Origin of the sequence: Ramlibacter albus, assembly GCF_014297445.1 — a bacterium.
Taxonomy (GTDB): domain Bacteria; phylum Pseudomonadota; class Gammaproteobacteria; order Burkholderiales; family Burkholderiaceae_C; genus Ramlibacter; species Ramlibacter albus.
In genome coordinates, this window is the sequence record NZ_JACORU010000017.1 from 39765 (window position 1) to 64787 (window position 25023).

At 68.7% G+C, this 25023-nt stretch carries 24 protein-coding genes; 23 read left to right on the forward strand and 1 reads right to left on the reverse strand.

Features of this window, described 5'->3' with window-relative positions; translation table 11 throughout:
* The first annotated feature begins 301 nt into the window (after positions 1-301).
* Genes lepA through nagZ form a run of 9 tightly spaced genes read left to right on the forward strand, consistent with a single transcriptional unit; the run spans position 302 to position 7992 of the window.
* Complete coding sequence (gene lepA, locus H8R02_RS28210; RefSeq protein ID WP_187085071.1) at positions 302-2110, forward strand: translation elongation factor 4; 1809 nt, start codon at positions 302-304, stop codon at positions 2108-2110.
* On the forward strand, positions 2110-3078 hold the full coding sequence (lepB, locus tag H8R02_RS28215) for a signal peptidase I (protein WP_187085210.1): 969 nt from the start codon (positions 2110-2112) through the stop codon (positions 3076-3078). Before lepA ends, lepB begins: the two co-directional genes overlap by 1 nt.
* Before the next feature lie 18 nt (positions 3079-3096).
* A complete protein-coding gene (locus H8R02_RS28220; protein ID WP_187085073.1) occupies positions 3097-3444 on the forward strand; it encodes a DUF4845 domain-containing protein in 348 nt (115 codons plus the stop codon).
* Between the two features lie 23 nt (positions 3445-3467).
* Positions 3468-4157, forward strand: coding sequence for a ribonuclease III (rnc, locus tag H8R02_RS28225; protein ID WP_187085075.1), 690 nt, complete (start codon positions 3468-3470; stop codon positions 4155-4157).
* On the forward strand, positions 4154-5068 hold the full coding sequence (gene era, locus H8R02_RS28230) for a GTPase Era (RefSeq protein WP_187085077.1): 915 nt from the start codon (positions 4154-4156) through the stop codon (positions 5066-5068). The genes rnc and era overlap by 4 nt, the downstream gene beginning before the upstream one ends.
* Entirely contained in the window at positions 5065-5811 is a 747-nt protein-coding gene (gene recO, locus H8R02_RS30580; protein WP_255429613.1) for a DNA repair protein RecO, read from the forward strand. The genes era and recO overlap by 4 nt, the downstream gene beginning before the upstream one ends.
* A complete protein-coding gene (locus H8R02_RS28235) occupies positions 5808-6542 on the forward strand; it encodes a pyridoxine 5'-phosphate synthase (protein WP_354004989.1) in 735 nt (244 codons plus the stop codon). Before recO ends, H8R02_RS28235 begins: the two co-directional genes overlap by 4 nt.
* Entirely contained in the window at positions 6539-6934 is a 396-nt protein-coding gene (acpS, locus tag H8R02_RS28240) for a holo-ACP synthase (protein WP_187085081.1), read from the forward strand. The genes H8R02_RS28235 and acpS overlap by 4 nt, the downstream gene beginning before the upstream one ends.
* On the forward strand, positions 6931-7992 hold the full coding sequence (nagZ, locus tag H8R02_RS28245) for a beta-N-acetylhexosaminidase (protein WP_187085083.1): 1062 nt from the start codon (positions 6931-6933) through the stop codon (positions 7990-7992). The genes acpS and nagZ overlap by 4 nt, the downstream gene beginning before the upstream one ends.
* Before the next feature lies 1 nt (position 7993).
* Here nagZ and lysS read toward each other — a convergent pair whose 3' ends face one another.
* On the reverse strand, positions 7994-9526 hold the full coding sequence (gene lysS, locus H8R02_RS28250; protein WP_187085085.1) for a lysine--tRNA ligase: 1533 nt from the start codon (positions 9524-9526) through the stop codon (positions 7994-7996).
* Positions 9527-9571: 45 nt separating this feature from the next.
* Between lysS and H8R02_RS28255 the strand changes: the two genes are divergently transcribed.
* The 14 genes from H8R02_RS28255 to H8R02_RS28320 all read left to right on the forward strand — a co-directional run bounded on the left by H8R02_RS28255 (position 9572) and on the right by H8R02_RS28320 (position 25023).
* Positions 9572-11041: a lipid II flippase MurJ gene (locus tag H8R02_RS28255; protein ID WP_187085087.1), complete on the forward strand. Its 1470-nt coding sequence runs from the start codon at positions 9572-9574 to the stop codon at positions 11039-11041.
* Positions 11042-11054: 13 nt separating this feature from the next.
* On the forward strand, positions 11055-11861 hold the full coding sequence (locus H8R02_RS28260) for an aldolase/citrate lyase family protein (RefSeq protein WP_187085088.1): 807 nt from the start codon (positions 11055-11057) through the stop codon (positions 11859-11861).
* Complete coding sequence (locus tag H8R02_RS28265) at positions 11858-12412, forward strand: sugar transferase (RefSeq protein ID WP_187085090.1); 555 nt, start codon at positions 11858-11860, stop codon at positions 12410-12412. The genes H8R02_RS28260 and H8R02_RS28265 overlap by 4 nt, the downstream gene beginning before the upstream one ends.
* A gap of 1 nt (position 12413) precedes the next feature.
* Positions 12414-14192 (forward strand): asparagine synthase (glutamine-hydrolyzing), encoded by a 1779-nt coding sequence (asnB, locus tag H8R02_RS28270; protein WP_187085092.1) that lies wholly within the window; start codon positions 12414-12416, stop codon positions 14190-14192.
* Entirely contained in the window at positions 14189-15409 is a 1221-nt protein-coding gene (locus H8R02_RS28275; RefSeq protein WP_187085094.1) for a glycosyltransferase family protein, read from the forward strand. Before asnB ends, H8R02_RS28275 begins: the two co-directional genes overlap by 4 nt.
* Positions 15410-15418: 9 nt before the next feature.
* Positions 15419-16729: an N-acetyl sugar amidotransferase gene (locus H8R02_RS28280; protein WP_187085096.1), complete on the forward strand. Its 1311-nt coding sequence runs from the start codon at positions 15419-15421 to the stop codon at positions 16727-16729.
* Complete coding sequence (gene hisF, locus H8R02_RS28285) at positions 16726-17490, forward strand: imidazole glycerol phosphate synthase subunit HisF (protein WP_187085098.1); 765 nt, start codon at positions 16726-16728, stop codon at positions 17488-17490. Before H8R02_RS28280 ends, hisF begins: the two co-directional genes overlap by 4 nt.
* On the forward strand, positions 17487-18122 hold the full coding sequence (gene hisH, locus H8R02_RS28290) for an imidazole glycerol phosphate synthase subunit HisH (protein WP_187085100.1): 636 nt from the start codon (positions 17487-17489) through the stop codon (positions 18120-18122). Before hisF ends, hisH begins: the two co-directional genes overlap by 4 nt.
* Entirely contained in the window at positions 18119-18844 is a 726-nt protein-coding gene (locus tag H8R02_RS28295) for an acylneuraminate cytidylyltransferase family protein (RefSeq protein WP_187085102.1), read from the forward strand. Before hisH ends, H8R02_RS28295 begins: the two co-directional genes overlap by 4 nt.
* Entirely contained in the window at positions 18837-19856 is a 1020-nt protein-coding gene (gene neuB / locus H8R02_RS28300; RefSeq protein ID WP_187085104.1) for an N-acetylneuraminate synthase, read from the forward strand. The genes H8R02_RS28295 and neuB overlap by 8 nt, the downstream gene beginning before the upstream one ends.
* A 108-nt stretch (positions 19857-19964) precedes the next feature.
* The gene (gene neuC, locus H8R02_RS28305; protein WP_187085106.1) at positions 19965-21098 is read left to right on the forward strand and encodes a UDP-N-acetylglucosamine 2-epimerase; all 1134 of its coding nucleotides are present in this window, start codon (positions 19965-19967) and stop codon (positions 21096-21098) included.
* A gap of 3 nt (positions 21099-21101) precedes the next feature.
* Complete coding sequence (locus H8R02_RS28310; protein ID WP_187085108.1) at positions 21102-21725, forward strand: NeuD/PglB/VioB family sugar acetyltransferase; 624 nt, start codon at positions 21102-21104, stop codon at positions 21723-21725.
* On the forward strand, positions 21722-23215 hold the full coding sequence (locus H8R02_RS28315; RefSeq protein ID WP_187085110.1) for an aminotransferase class I/II-fold pyridoxal phosphate-dependent enzyme: 1494 nt from the start codon (positions 21722-21724) through the stop codon (positions 23213-23215). Before H8R02_RS28310 ends, H8R02_RS28315 begins: the two co-directional genes overlap by 4 nt.
* Complete coding sequence (locus H8R02_RS28320; protein WP_187085112.1) at positions 23212-25023, forward strand: polysaccharide biosynthesis protein; 1812 nt, start codon at positions 23212-23214, stop codon at positions 25021-25023. Before H8R02_RS28315 ends, H8R02_RS28320 begins: the two co-directional genes overlap by 4 nt.

Here is a 25023-nt window from a genome sequence, read left to right on the forward strand (position 1 = left end):
GCCATCACCACCATGCGGGATGGTTTTGCGCTCTCCACCGCCCGTCCACAGATCGCCCACAAGTTGCCCCTGCACTGCTCCCCAAATTGTGTTGAAAACCTGTGTATAAGATCTCAGTTGCGACCCTGCAACGGCCCGGCAGGGGTGACCCGTCGGCTGTACGCCCGGCGCGTTTTGCCTACAATGAAGTTCCAACTATCGCAGTTGCCATAGATTGTTGGTTTAGGGCGCAGCCAGAAACGGCGCGCCCTTTTTTCTTTGCGCGCCCCCTTTCGAATCAATCACTTGAGCGTTCCCGTTGATGAATCACATCAGAAACTTTTCGATCATCGCGCACATCGACCACGGCAAGTCGACGCTCGCCGATCGCCTGATCCAGCGTTGCGGCGGGCTGTCGGATCGCGAGATGGAAGAGCAGGTGCTCGACTCGATGGATCTCGAAAAGGAGCGTGGGATAACCATCAAGGCGCAGACCGCGGCGCTCACGTACAAGGCCCGTGACGGGCAGGTCTACAACCTCAACCTGATCGACACGCCGGGCCACGTCGACTTCTCGTACGAGGTCTCGCGCTCGCTGTCCGCGTGCGAGGGCGCGCTGCTCGTCGTCGACGCGAGCCAGGGCGTCGAAGCGCAGACCGTTGCCAACTGCTACACCGCGCTCGACCTGCACGTCGAGGTGATCCCGGTCCTGAACAAGATGGACCTGCCGCAGGCCGACCCCGAGCGCGCGAAGGAGGAGGTGGAGGACGTGATCGGCATCGACGCGAGCGATGCGATCCCGATCTCCGCCAAGACCGGCATGGGCATCGACGACGTCCTCGAGGCCATCGTCGCGCGCATGCCGTCGCCGCGCGGCAACCCCGACGGCCCGCTGCGCGCGATGATCGTCGACAGCTGGTTCGACACGTACGTCGGCGTCGTGATGCTGGTGCGCGTGGTGGACGGGCGCCTCGCCAAGGGCGACAAGATCCAGCTGATGGCCACCGGCGCCACCTACGAGGCCAACCAGCTCGGCGTGTTCACGCCGGCCAACGTGCAGCGCGAATCGCTCGAAGCCGGCGAGGTGGGTTTCATCATCGCGGGCATCAAGGAGCTGCAGGCCGCCAAGGTGGGCGACACCGTCACGCGCATCCGCGCCGGCCAGGCCAACGTGGCGCCGGCCGCCGAGCCGCTGCCCGGCTTCAAGGAGATCCAGCCGCAGGTGTTCGCGGGCCTGTACCCCACCGAGGCCAACCAGTACGACAGCCTGCGCGACAGCCTGGAGAAGCTCAAGCTGAACGACTCGTCGCTGCGCTACGAGCCCGAGGTGAGCCAGGCGCTGGGCTTCGGCTTCCGCTGCGGCTTCCTGGGCCTGCTGCACCTGGAGATCGTGCAGGAGCGGCTGGAGCGCGAGTTCGACCAGGACCTGATCACCACCGCGCCGTCGGTGGTCTACCAGGTGGAGACCAACGACGGCAACGTCACGATGGTCGAGAACCCCGCCAAGATGCCCGACCAGGGCCAGATCCGCGAGATCCGCGAGCCGATCGTCACGGTGCACCTGTACATGCCGCAGGAGTACGTGGGCCCGGTGATGACCCTGTGCAACCAGAAGCGCGGTGTGCAGGTCAACATGGCCTACCACGGCCGGCAGGTGATGCTCACGTACGAGCTGCCGCTGGGCGAGATCGTGCTGGACTTCTTCGACAAGCTCAAATCGGTCAGCCGCGGCTACGCGTCCATGGACTACGAGTTCAAGGAGTACCGCGCCGCCGACGTGGTGAAGGTGGACATGCTGCTCAACGGCGAGAAGGTGGACGCGCTGTCCATCATCGTGCACCGCTCGCAGGCGCAGTACCGGGGGCGCGCCGTGGCCGCCAAGATGCGCGAGATCATCAGCCGCCAGCAGTTCGACGTGGCCATCCAGGCCGCCATCGGCGCCAACATCATCGCGCGCGAGAACATCAAGGCGCTGCGCAAGAACGTGCTGGCAAAATGCTACGGCGGCGACATCACCCGCAAGCGCAAGCTCCTCGAAAAACAAAAGGCAGGCAAGAAACGCATGAAGCAGATCGGCTCCGTGGAAGTCCCGCAGGAAGCTTTCCTCGCCATTCTCCAAGTCGAAGAATGATGCAGGCCATCACCGCCGCGGTGCTCGCGGCCTTCGTCGGTTACGCCGGCGCGTGGTACTTCGACAAGGTGGAGGGCAACTTCGCCCTGCTGCTGTTCCTGGCGACCGTCGTCACCGGCGTGTACTGGGTGGCCGAGCGCGTCTACTTCCTCCCGCAGCGCCGCGCGGCGGCCGCCAAGCTGGAGGCGGACGCGGCGACGCGGCGCGCGGAGCTCTCCGCGCGCGGCATCACGCAGACGGACACCGTCGACATCCGCGAGGCGCAGCAGAAGATCCTGATGCAGCCCTGGTGGCTCGACTGGACCGCGGGCCTGTTCCCCGTGATCATCGCCGTCTTCGTGCTGCGCTCGTTCCTCTTCGAGCCGTTCAAGATCCCCAGCGGCTCGATGATCCCCACGCTGCTGGTGGGCGACCTCATCCTCGTCAACAAGTTCACCTACGGCCTGCGCCTGCCGGTGATCAACACCAAGCTCACCGACGGCACGCCCCCGGCACGCGGCGACGTGATGGTGTTCCGCTACCCGCCCAAGCCCAGCCTGGACTACATCAAGCGCGTGGTGGGCGTGCCGGGCGACGAGGTGGCTTACCTGAACAAGCGCCTGACCATCAACGGCAAGCCCGTGTCGAAGGACCCCAGGCCGGACTACTTCGACGAGGACGCGATGCGTTACTTCAAGCAGTTCGAGGAGGTGCTGGGGGACAAGCGCCACCGCATCCTCAACGACGACGACCGCCCGGCCTTCATCGCCGGCATCGAGGACTTCCCGGCCAAGGAAAATTGCCGCTACAGTGTCGAGGGCGTGACGTGCAAGGTCCCTGCCGGCCATTACTTCATGATGGGCGACAACCGCGATAATTCGCTGGACTCGCGTTACTGGGGGTTCGTCCCCGACCGCAACATCGTGGGCCGTGCCTTCTTCATCTGGATGAATTTCGGCAGCCTCAAGCGGATCGGATCGTTCGAATAAGCATTCCGAGGAGAGAACATGAATCGGTCGAAGTCTGGGCAGCGCGGCGGCATGATGCTGGTGCTGATCCTCGTGGGCCTGCTGGCGTACATCGGCGTGCTGGGCGCGCAGGTGTTTCCCACCTACATGGAGTTCCAGTCGATCCAGAAGGCCGTGAAGAAGGCCGCGGCCGAGGGCAACTCGGTGGCTGAAGTGCGGCTGATCTACGAGAAGGCCACGGCGGTGGAGGACATCAAGTCCGTGCAGCCCAAGGACCTCGAGGTGGTCAAGCAGGGCGACCGCTGGGTCGCCAAGTTCGCCTACAGCAAGGAAATCCACCTGTTCGGCCCCGCGTACCTCGTGATGAAGTACGCCGGCTCCAGCTGACGGCGGAGGCCCGGGAGCCGCAGGTGCCCGTCGATGGACCGCACGCCGCCCTGCAGGCCCGCTTGCAGCATCGCTTTGCCGACCCGCGGCTGCTCGCGCGCGCGCTGACGCACCGCAGCTTCTCGGCCGTCCACAACGAGCGGCTCGAGTTCCTGGGCGACTCCGTCCTCAACCTTGCCGTCGCCGGGCTGCTCTACCAGCGCCTGCAGGACCTGCCCGAGGGCGACCTCTCCCGCGTTCGCGCCAACCTGGTCAAGCAGGACACGCTGCACAAGCTTGCGGTCGGGCTGGGCCTGCCGGACGTGATCCAGCTCGGCGAGGGCGAGTCCCGCTCGGGCGGCCAGAAGCGCCCCTCGATCCTCGCGGACGCGCTGGAGGCGGTGATCGGGGCCGTGTACCTGGACGCCGGCTACCCGGCCGCGGAGGCGCTGGTGCAGCGCCTGTTCAAGGACGTGGAGATCACGCCGCACATGAGCGCGGCCGCCAAGGACCCCAAGACGGAACTGCAGGAGTGGCTGCAGGGTCGCAAGATGAAGCTGCCCGTCTACCGCGTGGCCGGCACGCTGGGCGCCGCGCACAAGCAGACGTTCGACGTGGAGTGCGAGGTGACCGAGCTCGGCGTGGTCGAGCGCGGCATCGGTGCTTCGCGGCGGGCCGGCGAGCAGGCCGCGGCCGCGGCCGTGCTGATGACCTTGAAGGACAAGATGAAATGACCGACGACGCCACGGGGCCGATGCGCTGCGGGATGGTGGCGATCGTTGGCAAGCCCAATGTCGGCAAGTCCACGCTGCTCAACGCACTGGTCGGCCAGAAGATCAGCATCACCTCGCGCAAGGCGCAGACGACGCGGCACCGCATCACGGGCATCCGCACCGTGGGCACGTCGCAGTTCGTCTTCGTGGACACGCCCGGCTTCCAGACCCGCCACAGCTCCGCGCTGAACCGCTCGCTCAACAAGGCCGTGACCGGCGTGCTGGGCGACGTCGACCTCGTGCTCTTCGTGGTGGAAGCGGGCAACTTCACCCTCGGCGACGCCAAGGTGCTGGCGCTGCTCAAGCCGGGCATCCCGGCGGTGCTCATCGCCAACAAGCTCGACACGGTGCACCGCCGCGGCGACATCGCGCCGTGGCTGCGCGACATGCAGCAGCGGCACGAGTTCGCCGAGTTCGTGCCGATGTCGGCCAAGAACCCGAAGGACGTCGAGCGGCTGTTCGCCATCTGCGAGAAGTACCTGCCCGAGCAGCCGTGGTGGTACGGCGAGGACGAGCTGACCGACCGCAGCGAGAAATTCCTCGCCAGCGAGATCGTGCGCGAGAAGCTGTTCCGGCTGACGGGCGAGGAGCTGCCCTACACGTCGACGGTGGTGATCGAGCAGTTCGAGGAGGAGCCGAGCCCCAAGCACGGCCGCTTCGTCAAGATCGCCGGCACCATCGTGGTCGAGCGCGACAGCCACAAGGCGATGATCATCGGCGAGAGGGGCGAGCGCCTCAAGCGCATCGGCACCGAGGCGCGCAACGAGCTGGAGAAGCTGATGGGGGCGAAGGTGTTCCTGCAGCTGTGGGTCAAGGTGCGCAGCGGCTGGGCCGATGACGAGGCCCGCGTCAAGAGCTTCGGCTACGAATGAAGCGAGTCGCGGCCCAGCCCGCGTACGTGCTCCACCGTTACGACTGGAGCGAGTCCAGCCTGATCCTCGAAGTGCTCACGCGCGACTACGGGCGCGTGGCGGTGGTCGCGAAGGGCGCGAAGCGGCCCAGCTCCAACTTCCGGCCGGTGCTGCTGCCGCTGCAGCGGCTGGAGATCGCGTTCGGCGGCGATTCCGAGATCCGCACCCTCAAGTCGGCCGAATGGGCCGGCGGGCAGGTGATGCCCACCGGCGACGCGCTGATGTCGGGCTACTACCTCAACGAGTTGCTGCTGCGGCTCCTCGCGCGCGAGGACGCGCACCCGCAGCTGTTCGACGCCTATGCGTCGGCCGTGCAGGTGCTGGCCAGCGAACACCAGGAGGCGCTGGAGCCGGCGCTGCGGGCGTTCGAGCTGGTCCTGCTGCGCGAGATCGGCCTGCTGCCGTCGCTGGACGCGCAGACGCTCACGATGGCGCCGCTGGATGCCGCGGGGCGCTACAGCCTGGTGCCGGAAAGCGGCCTTGTCGCGGCGCGTGACGGCGATGCGCGTGCAAGCCTTGCGGGCGCCCAATGGGCCGCCCTGCAGCAGGCGCTGGACGACCCGGCGCCCTTCTCGACCACCCTGCGCGAAGCGGCAACGGCCGCGGCCGAGCTGAAGCCGCAGCTGCGCGCGCTGCTGCACTACCATTGCGGCGTGGCCACGTTGCGCACGCGGCAACTGATGATGGACCTTCAATCCCTGTGAGCACAGCCCTCTCCGTCAACGTCAACAAGGTCGCGCTGGTGCGCAACACGCGCCACCTCGGCATCCCCAGCGTCGAGCGCGCGGCCACGCTGTGCCTGCAGGCCGGCGCGCACGGCATCACGGTGCATCCGCGGCCGGACGAGCGCCACATTCGCGCCCAAGACGTCTACGACCTCGCGAAGTTGATGAAGGGCTGGCCGCAAGCCGAGTTCAACATCGAGGGCAACCCGTTCCACAACCTGATGGGCTTCATCCGCGACGTGCGGCCGCACCAGTGCACCTTCGTGCCCGACAGCGAAGGGCAGTTCACGAGCGACCACGGGTGGGACCTCGCAAAGGACGGCGAGCGCGTCAAGCCGCTGATCGACGAGGCGAAGGCGCTGGGCGTGCGCGTGAGCCTGTTCATGGACCCCGTGCCCGAGGCGATGGCGCGCGCCAAGGCGCTGGGCGCGGATCGCGTCGAGCTCTACACCGAGCCCTATGCCGCCGCGTGGGGCACGCCGCAGCAGGACGCGGTGCTCGAGCAGTTCGCCGATGCCGCGCGCGCCGCGCAGGCCGCCGGCCTGGGCGTGAACGCGGGCCACGACCTCAACCGTGACAACCTGTCGGCCTTCGTGCGCACGGTGCCCGGCGTGCTGGAAGTGTCGATCGGCCACGCCCTCATCGCCGACGCGCTCGAGTTGGGTTACGCGGAGACGGTGCGGCAGTACCTCGCAGCGCTGGCGGGATGATCTACGGCATCGGCACCGACATCTGCGACGTGCGGCGCATCCGTGCCTCATTGGAGCGGCACGGCGAACGCTTTGCCGCGAAGATCCTCTCGGACGGCGAGCTCGCGACCTGGAAGGCGCGCAGCCGGCGCTGGCCCGAACGGGGCGTGCGCTACGTGGCGACACGCTTTTCCGCGAAGGAGGCGTTCAGCAAGGCCGTGAAGATGGGCATGCGCATGCCGATGACGTGGCGCTCGTGCGAGATCGCCAAGCTGCCCAGCGGCGAGCCGACCATCGTGCTGCACGGCGCCCTGAAGGAATGGTTCGACGCGCGGGGCCTCTCGGCCCACGTCAGCGTCACCGACGAAACCGATTACGCCGCGAGCTTCGTGGTGGTGGAAAAGAAACCATGACCCAACACGCACCCCTGGTCATCGACGTGGCCGGCCTCGCCCTCACGCCCGTGGACCGCAAGCGCCTCGCCAACCCGCTCGTGGGCGGCATCATCCTGTTCGGCCGCAACTGGAAGGACCGCGAGCAGGTCACGAAGCTGTGCGCCGAGATCAAGGCCGTGCGCGGCGACATGCTGATCTGCGTGGACCACGAGGGCGGGCGCGTGCAGCGCTTCCGCACCGACGGCTTCACCCACCTGCCGCCGATGCGGGCGCTGGGCGAGATGTGGATGGCGGATGCGATGCAGGCCACGAACGCGGCCAGTGCGTGCGGCTATGTGCTCGCGTCGGAGCTGCGCGCGTGCGGCGTGGACCTGAGCTTCGCGCCGGTGCTGGACCTGGACTACGGTGCCAGCAGCGTGATCGGCGACCGCTCGTTCCACCGTGATGCGCGTGTCGCCGCCTTGCTGGCCAAGAGCGTGATGCACGGCATGCTGGCCGCGGGCATGGCCAACTGCGGCAAGCACTTCCCCGGGCACGGCTTCGTGAAAGCTGATTCGCACGTCGACATCCCGGTCGACAACCGGCCGCTGAAGGACATCCTCGGCGACGACGCGCTGCCGTACGGCTGGCTGAGCACGACGCTCACCAGCGTGATGCCCGCGCACGTGATCTACACGAAAGTGGACAAGCGGCCTGCGGGTTTCTCGACGAAATGGCTGAACGACATCCTGCGCGGGCAGCTGGGCTTCCAGGGCTGCGTGTTCAGCGACGACCTGAGCATGGAAGGCGCGCGCCGAATCGAAGGCAAGGCCGTGAGCTATTCGCAGGCGGCCGTGGCGGCGCTCACGGCGGGCTGCGACATGGTGCTGCTTTGCAACGAGTCGGCGCAGTCGGGCGGCAAAGCCATCGACGTGGTGCTCGACGAGCTGATGGCCGCCAAGGTGGCCGGTGAGTGGCAGGCCAGCGAGGCCAGCGAGAACCGCCGGCTGTCGCTGCTGCCGTCGGCGTATGCGATGACTTGGGATACCTTGATGGGCGACCCCGTGTACATGCACGCCGTCGGCATGGTGCCCTGACTCAGCCCTCCCGCCGCAGCGCCGGAAAGAGGATCACGTCCCGGATGCTCGGGCTGTCCGTCAGCAGCATCATCAGCCGGTCGATGCCCACGCCGCAGCCGCCGGCGGGCGGCATGCCGTACTCCAGCGCACGCACGAAGTCGTGGTCGAAGAACATGGCCTCGTCGTCGCCCGCGTCCTTGGCGCTCACCTGCGCCTGGAAGCGCGCGGCCTGGTCCTCGGCGTCGTTCAGCTCGGAGAAGCCGTTGGCCATCTCGCGGCCGGTGATGTAGAGCTCGAAGCGCTCGGTGACTTCCGGGCGCTCGTCGTTCGCCCGGGCCAGCGGCGAGATCTCGGTGGGGTGCTCCATGATGAAGGTGGGCTGCCAGAGCGCTTCTTCCACCTTCTCCTCGAAGTACAGCACCTGCAGCGAGGCCAAGGAGCGCTGGGAGAGCTTTTCCTTCTCCTCGCTCATGCCCAGCTTGCGCAGCGCGTTGGTGAGCCACTCGCGGTTGTCGACGTTCTCGCCGGCGTCGCTGTGCTTGACGATCGCTTCGCGGATGGAGAGGCGCTCGAACGGCTTTTCGAGGTCCACTTCGCGGCCGCCGTAGGAGAGCTTGAGCGTGCCCACCGCCTTCTGCGCCGCGTCCCGCACGATGCCTTCGGTGAAGGTCATGAGGTCACGGTAGTCCCAGTACGCCGCGTAGAACTCCATCATCGTGAACTCGGGGTTGTGGCGCACCGAGATGCCTTCGTTGCGGAAGTTGCGGTTGATCTCGAACACGCGCTCGAAGCCGCCCACCACCAGGCGCTTCAAGTACAGCTCCGGCGCGATGCGCAGGTACATCTCCTGGTCCAGCGCGTTGTGGTGCGTCACGAACGGCTTCGCATTGGCGCCGCCGGGGATGGGGTGCAGCATCGGCGTCTCGACCTCGAGGAAGCCGTGCGCCACCATGAACTCGCGGATGCCGCTGACGGCGCGGCTGCGCGCGACGAAGCGCTTGCGCGCCTCCTCGTCCATCATGAGGTCCACGTAGCGCTGGCGGTACTTCAGCTCCTGGTCGGCCACGCCGTGGAACTTGTCCGGCAGCGGGCGCAGGTTCTTCGTCAGCAGCTTGATCGACGTGGCGTGGATGGAGAGCTCGCCGGTCTTGGTCTTGAACAGCTTGCCTTCGATGCCGACGATGTCGCCGAGGTCCCAGTGCTTGAAGGCGGCGTAAACCTCCTCACCGACCGCGTCGCGTGTGATGTAGGCCTGAATGCGGCCGGTGGCGTCCTGCACCGTGGCGAAGCTGGCCTTGCCCATGACGCGCTTGAGCATCATGCGGCCGGCGACCTTGGCGGTGTGGCCTTCCGTCTCCAGCTGGGGCGCTTCCTTTTCGCCGTGTTCCGCGTGGAGTTGGGCGGCGCGGTGGGTCGGCTTGAAGTCGTTGGGGAAGGCGGGGCCGGCGCCGTTCTTCGCCGCTTCGCGCAGTTGGCGGAGTTTTTCCCTCCGCTCGGCGATCAACTGGTTCTCGTCAACGGGCGGGGGCGGCGGGGCGGCATTGCTGGACATAGCCCTCCATTCTAGTTTTTCACAGGCACTCGATAATCCGCGCCTATGTTTCTTCGTGCGGGTGCGCTGTCGCTCGGTCTTCTGGTGCTTAGCCGGCTTCTGGGGCTGGTGAGGGAGTCGGCGCAGGCGGCTGCGTTTGGCGCCACGGGGCTGGGCGACGTGGCCGTGCTCATGCTGGCCTTGCCCGACTGGATCGCCGGCCTGCTCGCGGCCGGGGCGCTGAGCTACGTGCTGCTGCCGGCATGGGCGCGCGACCCCGCGGGTGTCGCGGCTCTGCAGCGGCGCGTCGCGTGGGTGCTCCTGGGCATCGGCGCGGGTGTTGCCCTGCTGGTAGCCGTCGCACGGGGCCCTGCGCTGGACCTGCTCGCGGCGGGCCTGAAGGAAACGCTGCGGCCCGCCGGCATGCAGGCTCTCGTTTTCAGCGCCTTCGCGATTCCGCTCTCCTTGCTCGCCGCGCTCTGGACCACTCGCCTGCAGCACGAGCGGGAATTCGTCGGGATGTACGCGGCCAACCTCGTCGTCAATGGCGTGCTGGTCGCGGCGCTCTGGTTCGTCGCGGGGCGCCAGGACCTCACGTGGCTTGGCGTCGGCCTGCTCGTAGCCATGGCCGCGCGCCTTGGTTGGCTCGCGTGGAAGATGGCGAAGGTGCAGCGGCAGTCGCCTGCGCACATGGCCCGTAGCGGCGTCGCGACCAACGCGCAGCCGCAACGCCTGCCCGACGAGCCCGCCACAGGCTCCCCCACCGCTGCAACCTGGACCTTGGCCGCACTCGCAGCCGGCCTTCCGCTCGCACTGCCCTTCGTCGCGCGCTCGCTCGCATCGCAATCCGGAGAGGGCGCGCTCGCGACGTTCAACTACGCGTGGAAGCTGGTCGAGCTGCCCCTGATGCTCGCCATCCAGCTCGTCGCCACGCTCGCCTTCCCGGCCATCGCCCGTGCAGTGGCCGCGAACGAAGGCACGACGGCGATCCGCAACGGGTTCGCGCTCGCCTGGACGCTCGCCTGCGCGTCAGCCGCAGGCCTGGTGCTCGCCGCGCCGGCGCTGGCGGAATTGCTCTTCGGCTGGGGGCGCATGCAGCCGGAGGCCCTCGTGAACGTCGCCGACTGGGGCCGCATCGGCGCCTGGGGGCTGCTGCCGCAGGCCTGCATTGCGGTCGGCGTGACCGTGCTGGCCGCCTGCGGGCGGATGGCGCCGGCTGTGCTGGCGTACGCGGCCGGGCTCGCGGTGCTGCTGTTTTCCGGCTTCGAGCACGGCCACGCCTTGATGGTCCTGATGAACCTGGTGCTGATCGGCGTTGCCATCGTCGTGATCGTGGCGCTGGGCCGCTGGCGCGACGTGCCGTGGCGGACGTTTGCCGTGGCGTTCACGAGCCTGCTCGCGTGCGACGTCGGCTCGCGCTTCGTGCCCGTGCCGGGGATGGCCGGCCAGCTCGCGATGGCAGTCGTTGGCGGCGTGCTGGTCATCGGTGTCACGGCGGCTGCCAGCCCCGAGGTGAGAGCGGCCCTGCGGCGATAATCCCCGGTTCCCCATGCTGGACCTGCTGCAGATCACGAATGACCCCGCGTTCGCGCGCCGCTGCGACGCGCTGGACGGCATGCGCCTGTTCGTGGATCTCGAACGCCTGGGCAAGGCCGAACGCCAGGCGGGCCGCAACACGTTCATCAGCGCGCATGAGCTTGGCGATGTGGCACGCATCCGCGACGTGGCCAAACGCTCGAAGCTGATGGTCCGTGTGAACCCGCTCAACCAGGGCAGCGCCGAAGAAGTGGACGCGGTGCTCGCCCACGGCCCGGACCTTTTGATGCTGCCGATGTTCACGTCGGCGCAAGAGCTGCGCGAGTTCGCGCGCATCGTCGGCGGGCGCGTGCCGATCGTGCCCTTGCTGGAGAACGCGGGCGCGCTGGCCTCGCTCGACGAATGGGTTTCGACGCCGGGCCTGTACGAGGTCTACGTCGGCCTGAACGACCTGCACCTGTCGCTGGGTTGCCGCTTCATGTTCGAGCCGCTCGCGCAAGGCGTGGTGGACCGCGTGGCCGATGCCGCGCGTGCGGCCGGCCTGCGCTTCGGCTTCGGCGGCATTGCGCGCCTGGACGAGGGCCTGCTGCCCGGGCGCGACGTGCTGGCCGAGCACCTGCGGCTCGGCTCGGGCGCGGTGATCCTCTCGCGCACTTTCCACAGGCCGGATTCCGACACGGTTTTCGAGCACGAGATCGCGGAGCTGCGCGCGGCCGAACAGGTTCTGGCCGGGCGCGACCCGCAGCAAGTGATCCGCGATGCGCAGCGCATCCGCGTGCGCATCCGCGAGATCGGCGCGCAACTGGCCGCGCAGGCATGAAACGGCTGGTGGACGTGGTGCTTTCGCTGGGGGCGCTCGTGCTGTTGTCGCCGCTGCTGCTGGCGGTGGCGCTGGCCGTCGCGCTGGAGAGTGGATTCCCGGTGCTGTTCAAGCAGGTGCGCGTGGGGCAGGGCGGGCGCGAGTTCGGCATCTACAAGTTCCGCAGCATGGTCAAGAACGCGGCGGCGATCGGGCCGTACCACACGGCCAGCGACGACCCGCGGATCACGAAGGTGGGCCGCTTCATCCGGCGCACCAGCCTCGACGAATTGCCGCAGTTGCTGAATGTTCTCAAGGGTGAAATGAGTCTCGTGGGCCCTCGCCCCGACGTGCCTGCGCAGCGCGCCCTCTACACCGACTCAGACTGGACAACCCGCTGCAGCGTGCGCCCGGGCATCACCGGCCTTGCGCAGGCCGAGCTGCGCTCGGCAGCCACGCCCGAGCAGCGCCTCGAACTGGACCTGCGCTACGCACGCGAGCACAGTCTGCTGATGGACTTCTGCATCATGGCGAAGACCGTCGGCCGGCTGACCGGCAAAGGCAGCAACTGACATGTGCGGCATCTTCGGCTACTGGGACCGCGCGAAGCGCGAGCTGCCGCAGGACATCCTCGAATCGATGGGCCTGGCGCTGCAGCACCGCGGCCCGGACGACCACGGCGTGTGGCACCAGCCGCGGCGCGGCGTGGCCGTCGGCAACCGGCGGCTCTCCATCATCGACATCGCGGGCGGCCACCAGCCCTTCGTTTCCGACGATGGCCGCATCGCGCTCGTGCAGAACGGCGAGATCTTCAACTACGTCGAACTTGCCGACGAGTTGCGCGCGCAGGGCGTCGAGCTGAAGACGCATTCCGACACCGAGGTGCTGCTGCGCCTCTACGAGCGCGAGGGCATCGGCTTCCTGCAGCGCCTGAACGGCATGTTCGCGATCGCGATCGACGATGCGCGCGAGGACGCGCTCTACCTCGTGCGCGACCGCATCGGCGTCAAGCCGCTGTACGTGGCGGACGACGGCACGCGCGTGCTGTTCGGCTCGGAGCTCAAGGCCCTGCTCGCGGCGGGTGAGCGGGCCGAGGTGGACCTCGAAGCGATCCACCATTACCTCACGTTCAACTACATCCCGGCGCCCTGGACCATCTGGCAGGGCATCCGGCACGTGATGCCGGGGACGTGGGTGAAGTACACCCGCGGCGCCACCGAGGTGCAGCGGTGGTGGGACTTGTCGCGGCAGCGCGAGCAGGATTTCTCCTTCGAGGACTGGTCCGCGCAATTCCTCTCCATCCTCGACGACGCCACGCGCATCCGCCTGCGCGCCGACGTGCCCTGGGGCGCATTCCTCTCGGGCGGCGTCGACTCCAGCACGATCGTCGGGCTGATGGCGCGGCATGTCACGCGGCCGGTGAAGACCTTCTGCATCGGCTTTGCCGACGCGCGCTTCGACGAATCGCCGTACGCCGAGGACGCCGCGCGGCGCTTCGGTTGCGAGCACACGATGGAGATTGCGGAGCTCAACATGCTCGGCCGCTGGCCGCACGTGCTGTGGCACCTGGACCAGCCGCATGGCGATGCCTCCTTCATGCCGACGCTGCGGGTGAGCGAGCTCGCGGCCAAGCACGTGAAGGTGGTGCTCACGGGCGACGGCGGCGACGAGCTGTTCGCGGGCTACGAGAAGTACGACGAGTTCTTCGCGCGCGAAGGCGTCGATGCGCTCTCCGACGAGGAATTCCGCCGCAGCTACTTCGATTCCATCTCGCTCTTCGCGCCGCAGGCGAAGGCCGACCTGTACCGCCCCGAAATCGCGGCGCAGCTGCGCGCGATCGACAGCTTCGAGGTCGCGGCGAAGCCGTGGTTCGACGAAGCCGCGCATTTCGACCGCATCAACCAGGCGCTGTACCTCGACATGCAGTTGCTGCTGTCCGGCAACAACCTCGTCAAGCCCGACCGCATGGGCATGGCCGTGTCGATCGAGGCGCGCACGCCCTTCCTCGACTGGCGGATGATGGAGTTCGCGTTCCGTTCGCGCGGCGCGACCAAGCTGCACGGGCGCGACAAGAAGCACTGGTACAAGAAGGCGGTGGTGCCGTTGATCGGCGAGGAGCTCGCGTACCGCAAAAAGCAGATGTTCACCGTGCCGGTGGGCGAGTGGTTTCGCGGCGAGAGCTACCCGTGGCTGGCGGAGACCCTCTCAACGAGCGAGCTGCTGCGCAAGCTGTTCCGCGCCGAGGCCGTCACTTCGATGCTGGAGCGCCATCGCGACGGCAGCGCCAACTTCACGCGCGAGCTGCGCGCCCTGGCTGCGCTGGCGCTGTGGGCGCAAAGGCACGGCGCATGAAGAAGGTTCTATTCATCTGCTACGGCGGCGGTCACGTTCGCATGGTCCTCCCCGTGGCGAAGGAACTGCACGAGTCAGGCCGCGCGGACGTGAAGGTGCTTGCGCTCACCACGGCCGCGCCGGTTGCCAGAGCGGCCGGCCTGCCAGTCGTGCAGTTCAAGGACTTCGTGCAGCCCGGCGACGAGGCTGCGCTCGCGCACGGCCGCAGGCTCGCCGCGCAGATGAAGGACGTGGTCGATCTCGACGAGACCGCCGCTTACCTGGGTCTTTCGTCCGCCGACCTGGTGGCCGACGTCGGCGCGCAGGAGGCCTTCCGCCGCTACGAGAAGGACGGCCGCCAGGCCTTCCTGCCGCGCGGCACCCTGCGCCGCATCCTGAAGAAGCTCGAGCCGGACCTCGTGGTCGCGACGAACTCGCCGCGCGCCGAACGTGCCGCCATCGAGGTCGCGCGGGAGGTCGGAATCCCGGCCGTGTGCATCGTCGACCTGTTTGCCATCGACGAGGTGCGCTGGATCGGGCAGCCCGGGTACGCGGACCGCGTCTGCGTGCTCAACGAAGCCGTGCGCGACTTTCTCGTCGCCGCCGGCCGCAAGCCCGAGGAGATGGTGGTCACCGGCAACCCGGCCTTCGACGTGCTGTCCGATCCCGAAGTGGCGCAGGAAGGCGCTGCGCTGCGTGCGGACGAAGGCTGGGACGGCAAGCGGGTGCTGCTCTGGGCCGAACAGGTCGAGCCAGCGTTCCATCCGTTCGACGGCCGCCCGGGCGACCCGACCTTGCCCGTGCGGGCGCTTCAGGCGCTCGTGGACTGGACGGCTGCGAACGACGACGCAGTACTTTGCATCCGGCCGCGGCCGGGGCAGCAGATGAGCCTGGACGCCTTGGGTCCCCGCCTGCGCGGGGACGACGGGAGACTCGTGCTGACCGGCCAGGACTGGCCACTGCCGCCGCTGCTGCACGCCGTCAGCACAGTGGTGACGCTCACCTCCACGGTCGGCCTCGAAGGCCACCTGGCCGGCGCCCGCCTCGTGCAGGTGCAAGGCTCGGTGTTCGACGAAGCCATGCCCCTGGCCCGCTTCGGGGTTGCGGACGCCGCCGTCCCGGTGGCGGGCCTGGGGGAGGCGCTCGACCGCGTCACCCGCCTCGGCCGCCGCCCACTGGCACAATCCGGTCTGGCGGCCACCGGCCGCGTGCTGTCCGTCCTGGGCGCCTTCCTGTAAGCCAGTTCCATGTCCCTCATCCCCGCTCCCCGCCCCGTCGACCTCGCTGCCTTCGAGGCGCCGCAGGAGGCCGCGCAGGTCCGCTACGGCCTGCCGCGCTACGTGCACTTCTGCAAGCACTGCGTCATCTCCAACCAGCGCCCCAATTCCGCGGTGGAGTACCAGCACACCAAGGACAGCAAGAAGGCCACGATCAACTTCGACGACGAGGGCGTTTGCGACGCCTGCCGCTTCGCCGAGCAGAAGAAGGCGGGCATCGACTGGAAGGCGCGCGAGGACCAGCTCGCCGCGCTGTGCGACAAGTTCCGCAGCAAGAGCGGCTACGACTGCCTCGTCCCCGGCTCCGGCGGCAAGGACAGCTTCTACGCCTCGCACATCCTCAAGACGCGCTTCGGCATGCACCCGCTCACGGTGACGTGGGCGCCGCACGTGTACACCGAGTGGGGCTGGAAGAACTTCCAGTCGTGGATCCACGCCGGGTTCGACAACGAACTCACCACGCCCAACGGCCGCGTGCACCGGCTGCTCACGCGCCTGGCCGTCGACAACCTGTTCCACCCGTTCCAGGCGTTCATGTTCGGGCAGAAGTCGCTGGCGCCCAAGATGGCGATCCTGCACGACATCCCGTTCGTCATCTATGGCGAGAACGAGGCCGAGTACGGCAACCCGATCGGCGACACCACCACCGCCAAGCGCGACTGGTCGTACTTCACCGCCTCGGACAAGTCGCAGATCTACCTGGGCGGCACCTCCATCCAGAGCCTCTACGACGACTTCGGCCTCGAGGAGCAGGACCTGCTGCCCTACCTGCCGGCCGACCCGGTGCAGATCCAGAAGAAGAACATCGAGGTGCACTACCTCGGCTACTACCTCAAGTGGCACCCGCAGAGCTGCTACTACTACGCGGTGGAGCACGGCGGCTTCGAGGCGTCGCCCGAGCGCACGCCGGGCACGTACAGCAAGTACAACTCCATCGACGACCGCATCGACGACTTCCACTACCACACCACGTTCGTGAAGTTCGGCATCGGCCGTGCCACCTACGACGCGGCGCAGGAGATCCGCTCGGGCGACATCACGCGCGACGAGGGCGTGGCGCTGGTGCGCCGCTACGACGGCGAATTCCCCGAGCGCTTCGCGGACGAGATCTTCCGCTACCTCAGCATCCCGGCGAAGGAGTTCCCGCAGGCTTCGAAGATGTTCGAGCAGCCGGTGATGGACCGCGACTACTACGCGAAGCTCGCCGACAACTTCCGCTCGCCGCACCTGTGGAAGCGCGAGACCGGGCAGTGGAAGCTGCGTCACACCGTCTTCGAATGACGACCGGCCGGCACGTCCGCATCATCGCGCGCCTCGACATCAAGGGGCCGAACCTGATCAAGGGCGTGCACCTCGAAGGCCTGCGCGTGGTGGGCGACCCGAACGAACATGCGGTGCGCTATTACGAGGAGGGCGCGGACGAGCTGCTCTTCATCGACATCGTCGCGTCCCTCTACCAGCGCAACAACCTCTCGGACATCATCAAGCGCGCGGCGGACCGCGTCTACGTGCCGATCACGGTGGGCGGCGGCATCCGCTCGCTCGCGGACGTGGCCACGATGATGATGTCCGGTGCGGACAAGGTCGCGATCAATACCGCTGCCATCGCACGCCCGGAGCTGATCGGCGAAGTGGCCAAGCGCTACGGTTCGCAGTGCATGGTGGTCGGTATCGAGGCCAAGCGCGTGAGCCGCGACGGCGGCTGGGAGGCCTACACCGACAACGGGCGCGAGCGCACCGGGCGTGACGTGGTCGAGTGGGTGAAGGAAGCGGTGGACCGCGGGGCGGGCGAAGTGCTGCTGACCTCCGTGGACATGGAAGGCACGCGCAAGGGCTTCGACCTCCAGCTCGCGCACGACGTGTGCGACGCGGTGAACGTGCCGGTGACGATCAGCGGCGGTTTCGGCAAGGCGGAGGACCTCGCCGCGGTCGCCGCGACAGGCGTGTCGGCGATTGCCGTCGCCGATGCGCTGCACTGGAAGCGCATGTCCATGGCCGAGATCAAGCGGCATGCGGCGGCCGCCGGGCTGGACGTGCGATGAGCGCCGTCACCGTCCTCGACTACGGCATCGGCAACCTGCTGAACGTGCTGCGGGCGCTGGAGCATTGCGGCGCCTCGCTCAAGGTGGTGGACAAGGCGTCGCCGGAAGACGTCGATGCCTCACGGCTCGTGCTACCCGGCGTCGGTGCTTTCGGCGACGGCATGAACGAGCTGCGTGCACGCGGCTTCGACGACCTGGTCAGGCGCTTCGCGCAGACCGGGCGGCCCTTCCTCGGCATCTGCGTGGGCATGCAGATGATGTTCGACGCGAGCGAGGAGATGGGTGAGCATGCAGGGCTGGGCCTGATGGCCGGCCGCGTGCAACCGGTCCCGCCCAACGGCGCCGACGGCACGCCGCACCGCGTGCCCCATATCGGCTGGCGTCCGCTCGAAGCGGCCACCGAGTGGAAGGGCACGATCATGGAAGGCGTGGCGCCGGGCGAGCGTGCCTACTTCGTGCATTCCTTCGCCGCTGTTCCCGCGGATGACGGCGTGCGCCTTGCGGACGTTCACTACGACGGCCGGCGCATCTGCGCGGCCGTGCACCGCGACAACCTCTACGGCTGCCAGTTCCACCCGGAGCGCAGTGCGCACGCGGGGCTGGGCATGCTCGAACGCTTCCTCAAGCTATGACCTCGCTCGCCGCTCCTGCCAAGACCATCGCGACCATCTGCGCGCGCGGCGGCAGCAAGGGCCTGCCCGGCAAGAACATCCGGCCCTTCATGGGCGTGCCGCTGATCGTGCACACGATCCGGCAGGCGCTGGGGTGCGAGCACATCCAGGGCGTGTACGTCTCCACCGACGACGACGAGATCGCGGCGATCGCGCGCGATGCGGGCGCGACGGTGCCGTTCAAGCGGCCCGCCGAACTGGCCACCGATACCGCCGGCAAGCTGCCCGTCATCGAACACCTGGCGCGCTACCTCGAACTGCAAGGCGAGACGATTGCGCGCATCGTCGACCTGCAGCCCACCTCGCCGTTGCGCGACACCGCGGACATCGAGCTTGCACTGCAGACGCGTCCCGACGTGGACCTCGTGGTCAGCGTTGCCGAGGCCCACGACAACCCGTACTTCAACCTTGTCGAGCGCGGCGCGGACGGCCTCGTGCGGCTGTGCGCGGGCGAGGGCAACCTGCGGCGGCAGGACGCGCCGCAGGTCTACGCGCTCAACGGGTCCATCTACGTCTGGCATCGCCCAGCGTTGGCAAAGGCCGCGAAGCAGGGCATGTGGAGCGTGCGCATGGCGCCGTACGTGATGCCGCGCTGGAAATCGGTCGACATCGACACGCTCGACGACTTCGATTACGCGGAGTGGCTGTACGTGCGGCACCGCGGTGGGGACGAGCGTGGCTGACGCTGTCTTCGTCATCGCGGAAGCGGGAGTGAACCATAACGGCGACCTCGCGCTGGCCTTCAAGCTGTGCGACGCCGCGAAGCAGGCCGGGGCCGACGCGGTCAAATTCCAGAGCTTTCGCGCCGAGGACCTCGTGCTGCCCGGCGCGCCCACCGCGAACTACCAGGCCCGGCAGACCGGCGAGCGCGACCAGTTCGCGATGCTGCGCAAGCTGGAGCTCTCGCGCGAGCAGCATGTGAAGCTGCAGGCGCACTGCGCGTTGATCGGCATCGAGTTCTTCTCGACGCCGTTTTCGACGGATGCTGTGGACATGCTGGTCGGCCTCGGCGTGCAGCGCATCAAGCTGCCTTCGGGCGAGCTCACGCATCGGGCGCTCGTCGAGCACGCGGCGCGCACGAAGCTGCCGCTGCTCATCTCCACCGGCATGGCGACGCTGGAGGAAGTGCGCGAGGCGCTCGACTGGGTGAAAGCGGCGCGCGGCAACCTCGAAGGCGTCACGGTACTGCATTGCACTTCCGCCTATCCGGCGCCCGACGAAGCGCTGAACCTGCGCGCCGTGCAGACGCTTGCGCGCGAGCTGGGGCTGCCGGCCGGCTACTCGGACCACAGCCTCGGCATCGAGGCTTCCCTTGGTGCCGTTGCGCTCGGTGCCATGGTGATCGAAAAGCACCTGACGCTCGACCGCACGCTGCCAGGCCCGGACCACGCCGCCTCGCTGGAACCGGGCGAGTTCGGCACGATGGTTACCGGCCTTCGCCGCATCAGCGCGATGCTGGGCGACGGCCGCAAGGAGCCGCGGCCGGAGGAGCTGGATGCGGCGCGCGTCGCCCGGCGCAGCATCGTTGCCGCTTGCGACATCGCCGCGGGTGCGCGCATCGACGCGTCGATGCTGGCGTTCCGGCGTCCGGCCTCGGGCATTGCGCCGCGCGAGTCGGTGCGCGTCGTGGGCAAAGTCGCGCGGACGGACATCGCGGCCGGCACGCTGCTGGATTGGGACCAGCTCGGGGACTGACGTGAAGCCGGCAAACCCACCCCGCGTCATCCCGGGCTTGACCCGGGATCCATCTTTGCGCGGCGCCACGCCACCATGGATTGCGGGTCGAGCCCGCAATGACAGCCTGTGACGCGCCGCATCGTGTACCTCACCGGCACGCGCGCCGACTTCGGGTTGATGGAAGCGACGCTCAGGCAGACGGCTGCAACGCCCGGCGTGCAGGTGCAGGTCATCGCCACCGGCATGCACCTGAGCGCCGTGCACGGCCGCACGATCGACGAGGTGCGAGCGAGCGGCCTCGACGTGCTCGCCGAAATCCCGCTCGACATGGACACCCGTACCGGCTCCAGCATGTCCCTCGGTATCGCCGAGTGCCTGCGCGGCGTCACGGAGGTCTTGGACCGCGAGCGCCCGGACGCGCTGCTGCTGCTCGGTGACCGCGGCGAGATGCTCGCCGGTGCCATCGCGGCGCTGCATGTCGGAATCCCATGCGTGCACGTGCACGGCGGCGAGCGCTCCGGCACCGTTGACGAGCCGGTGCGACACGCGATCAGCAAGCTCGCCAGCTACCACTTCGTGGCCACCGAGGACGCGCGCCGGCGGCTCGAGCGCATGGGCGAGGACGAGTCGCGCATCTTCGTCACCGGTGCGCCCGGGCTCGACGGCTTGCGCGAGCTGGGCGACTTGCCGCGCGCGGAGGCGCTGGCCGAGATCGGAATGCCGCCCGGCTCGCAGTTCGTCCTGGCGGTATTCCACCCGGTCGTGCAGCAGGCCCGCGAGGCCGCGCGTCAAACGCGCGAACTGGCCGACGGGCTCAAGCAGGTGGGCCTGCCGGTGCTGTGGCTCGAGCCGAATGCGGATGCGGGCTCGCGCGAAATCCTGCAGGCGCTGGACGGCATCGAGCTGCCAGCGGGCTCGCGCCGCGTCACCCACCTGGGCCGCAGGCACTTCGCCGTGGCCATGAACCACTGCGCCGCCATGATCGGCAATTCATCCGCCGGCATCATCGAGGCGGCCACGTTCGGCACGCCGGTGGTCAACGTCGGTGCGCGCCAGCAGCTGCGCGAGCACGGCCCCAACGTGATGGACGCGAACGACGGCTCGCACACGCTGGCCGCCGCCTTGCGGGCGCAGCTCGGCCACGGCAAGTGGCCGTGTGAGAATTCATGGGGCGACGGCCGCAGCGCCGCGCGCATCGCCAACCTGCTGGCGACGCTGCCGCTGCACCCGCGCCTGCTGGAAAAGACCAACACCTACTGAGCTTTGGACGCGAAGAACATCCTCGTCATCGTCGGCGCCGGCGGCCATGGGCGCGTCGTGGCCGATGCCGCGCTCGCCCAGGGCGGCTGGACTCGTGTTGCCGCTACCGACGGCGACCCGGCCCGGTGTGCCGGCGAGCTGCTGCCGGGCGTGGCGCTGCAGGGCTATGAGCCGGCGGTGGCGCTGCGCGATGCGGTGTTCCACGTCGCCGTCGGCAGCGCGCGCGCGCGTGAGCACGAAACCCACGCGATCGGCGCGCAGCGTCTCGCCGCGGTCATCCACCCGGCAGCCACGGTGTCGCCGTTTGCCGAAATCGGCGCCGGCACTTTCGTCGCCGCGCAAGCCGTCGTTGCGCCGCGCGCGAAGGTCGGTGTCTCCACCATCGTCAACCACGGCGCGGTCATCGACCACGATTGCGTCGTCGGCGACTACACGCACATTGCCCCCCAGGCGAGCCTGAGCGGGGCGGTCCGCATCGGCGCTCGCGTGTTCCTGGGCAGCGGCGCGCGCGTCCTGCCCGGCCTCTCCGTCTGCGACGACGTCGTGGTCGGCGCAGGCGCCGTCGTCATCGCGTCGATCACCGAACCGGGTGTGTACGCCGGCGTGCCCGCCAGGAGGCTCAAGTGACCGGCAACGAATTCCGCGCGCTGTGCGTGCCCGCGACGATCACGGTGCACGACGCGCTGCAGCTGCTGGACCGCACGGCCAAGGGCATCCTGCTCGTGACGCACGAGGACGGGCGCCTGCGCCGCACGCTCACCGACGGCGACTTGCGCCGCGCCGCGCTCGTGCACGTCGCCGAGACCACGCCGGTCGCGCAGCTGCCCGAAAAGCCGCCCATCACGATCGGCGAGGAAGCAGGCCTTCCCGCAGCGGTGGCGCTGCTGGACAAGCACGAGATCGACCACGTGCCCGTCGTCGACAAGGCCGGCCGCCCCGTCGACATCGTCCACCGCCGCGAGCTCTCGCAGCGCATCTGGCTGTCGTCCCCGCACCTGGGCGACGAAGAGACCGCGTTCGTCGAGGATGCCTTCCGCAGCAACTGGATCGCGCCGCTCGGCCCGCACGTCGACGGCTTCGAGCGCGAGGTCGCCGCGTATGTCGGCGTGCAGCACGCCGCGGCATTGAGCTCCGGCACCGCGGCCATCCATCTCGCATTGCTGCTGCTGGGCGTGAAGCCGGGGGACACGGTGTTCTGCTCCTCGCTCACCTTCGTGGGCAGCTGCAACCCCATCCTCTATTGCGGCGCGAAGCCCGTGTTCATCGACTCCGAACCGGGCAGCTGGAACATGTCGCCGCAGGCGCTGGAGCGCGCCTTCGAATGGGCGAAGCGCGAGAACCGCCTGCCGCGCTGCGTGATCCTGGTGAACCTCTATGGCCAGAGCGCCGACATGGACGCGCTGCTGCCGCTGTGCGAGCGCTACGGCGTGCCCGTGCTGGAGGACGCCGCCGAGTCGCTGGGCGCGCGCTACAAGGGCCGCGCGAGCGGCAGCTTCGGGCGCGTGGCCATCTTCTCCTTCAACGGCAACAAGATCATCACCACGTCCGGTGGCGGCATGCTCGTGGCCGACGACGGGGACCTCGTCGCGCGAGCGCGCAAGCTCTCGACGCAGGCGCGCGAACCCGCGGCCCACTACGAGCACACCGAGGTCGGCTTCAACTACCGCATGAGCAACGTGCTGGCCGGCATCGGCCGCGGCCAGCTGCGCGTGCTGGACCAGCGCGTGGAGCGGCGCCGCCACGTCTTCGAGACGTACCGCCGCGAGCTCGCCGGCCTGCCGCTGGCGTGGATGCCCGAGCCGGCCGGCTCGCGCTCGACGCGATGGCTCACGTGCTTTACCTTCGAGGGTGGCAACGCGGCCGCGCGGCGCGACGGCGTGATGCGCGCGCTGGAGCGCCACTCCATCGAGGCGCGGCCGGTGTGGAAGCCGATGCACCTGCAGCCGCTCTTTGCGCGCGCGGCGTATTTCGCGCACCGCGATGGCGAGGACGTGGCGGGCCGCCTCTTCGAGTCCGGCGTCTGCCTGCCCTCGGGCTCCAACATGTCCGACGAACAGCTCGCGCGCGTGATCGACCACCTGCGCCGCGCGCTCGAGCCGGCGAAGGCGCCCGAGTGAGGCGCGTCCGGCACGCGCTGCCGGTCCTCACCCTCGACCTCGCCCTCGTGCTGGCGGCGTGGTGGATCGCGTTCTGGCTGCGCTTCAACCTCGACATCCCGGACGAGTACGAGGACCTCGCCGTCAAGGCCATGCTGTGGCCGCTCGCCGGCTATGCCGCCGGACTGGTCTGGGCCGGCATCTACCGGCACGTCTGGAGCTTCATCGGCCTGCCGGAGATGCGGGAGCTGACGCTCGGCGTCGCGTTCGGTGCGGTGGTGACGACCGCGGCGGTGCTGATGCTGCGCCTGCCGTTCTTCCCGCGGTCGGTGCTGGTGCTGCACCCGCTGCTGGTGCTCGTGCTGCTCGGTGCGGCGCGCGCCGCGTGGCGCACGCTGGCAGAGCACCGGCGGTTGTCGGAGTCCGGCAAGGCCATCGTGGTCGTCGGCTCGCTGCAGGACGCTTCCGATGCGCTGCGCGCGCTGAAGGGCTCCCGCGACTGGCAAGCCGTGGGCATCGTGTCGCCGCTCGCCGAAGAGGTGGGCCGCTCGCTGCAGAACGTGCGCGTGCTCGGCCGCGTGAGCGCGCTGGCCGAGGTGTGCGACCGCATCGGCGCTGAAGCCGCGCTGGTGGCCAGCCCTGCCGGCAGCGAGGAGCGTCGTGAGGCGCTGCTGCTCGCGGCCGATACCGGCATCACGCTGCTCACGCTGCCGCGCGCGGACCAGTGGCTCAAGGCGGAGAGCACGGGCCCGCGCAAGATCGAGCTGGAGGACCTGCTGGGCCGTGCGCCGGTGCAGCTCGATGTGGAAGGCCTCGCCGATCTCTTCTCCGGCCAGACGGCGCTGGTGACCGGAGCCGGCGGCTCCATCGGCTCCGAGCTGTGCCGCCAGATCGCGCGCCTGGGCGTGGGCCGGCTCGTATGCATCGACGTGTCGGAGTACGCGATCTACCAGCTGGAGCAGGAGCTGCGCGAGACGCATCCGCAGATGCAGGGCGTGTACTACACCGCCAACGTGCGCGAGGCCGAGCGGCTGCGCGCGATCTTCGCGCGGCATCAACCGGCCGTTGTGCTGCATGCGGCGGCGTACAAGCACGTGCCGCTGATGGAGCAGCACAACGAGATCGAGGCCGTGCGCACCAACGTCATCGGCACGCTCAACGCCGCGCGCGCGGCGGGCGAGTGCGGCGCGAAACGGTTCGTGATGATCTCCACCGACAAGGCGGTGAACCCCACCAACGTGATGGGCGCGAGCAAGCGCCTCGCCGAGCTGGTCGTGCAGGCCGTGGCGGCGGAGCACCTGCAGACGCAGTACGTGTCCGTCCGCTTCGGCAACGTGCTGGGCTCCAGCGGCTCGGTGGTGCCGCTCTTCACGCAGCAGATCGCGCGCGGCGGCCCGGTCACCGTGACGCACCCGGAGATCGTGCGCTACTTCATGACGATCCCGGAGGCCGCGCAGCTCGTGCTGCAGGCGGGCTTGATGGGGCGCTCGGGCCAGATCTTCGTGCTGGAGATGGGCGAGCCGGTGAAGATCGTCGAGCTCGCGCGCATGCTCATTCGCCTGTCGGGGCACACCGAGCAGGAGATCCCGATCACTTATTCGGGCCTGCGCCCGGGCGAGAAGCTCTACGAGGAGCTGCTCGCGGACGACGAGACGACGGAGCCGACGCCGCACCCCAAGCTGCGCATCTCCAAGGCGTCGAGCCCGTTGCCGGACATCGAGACGATCGTGAAGTGGGTCGAGCTCGCCGGCGCCGCGCCGACGGGTACTTTCCTGCGCGAATGGCTGAAGGCGGCGGTGCCGGAGTACATGCCTCGCAACGAGGCCTGA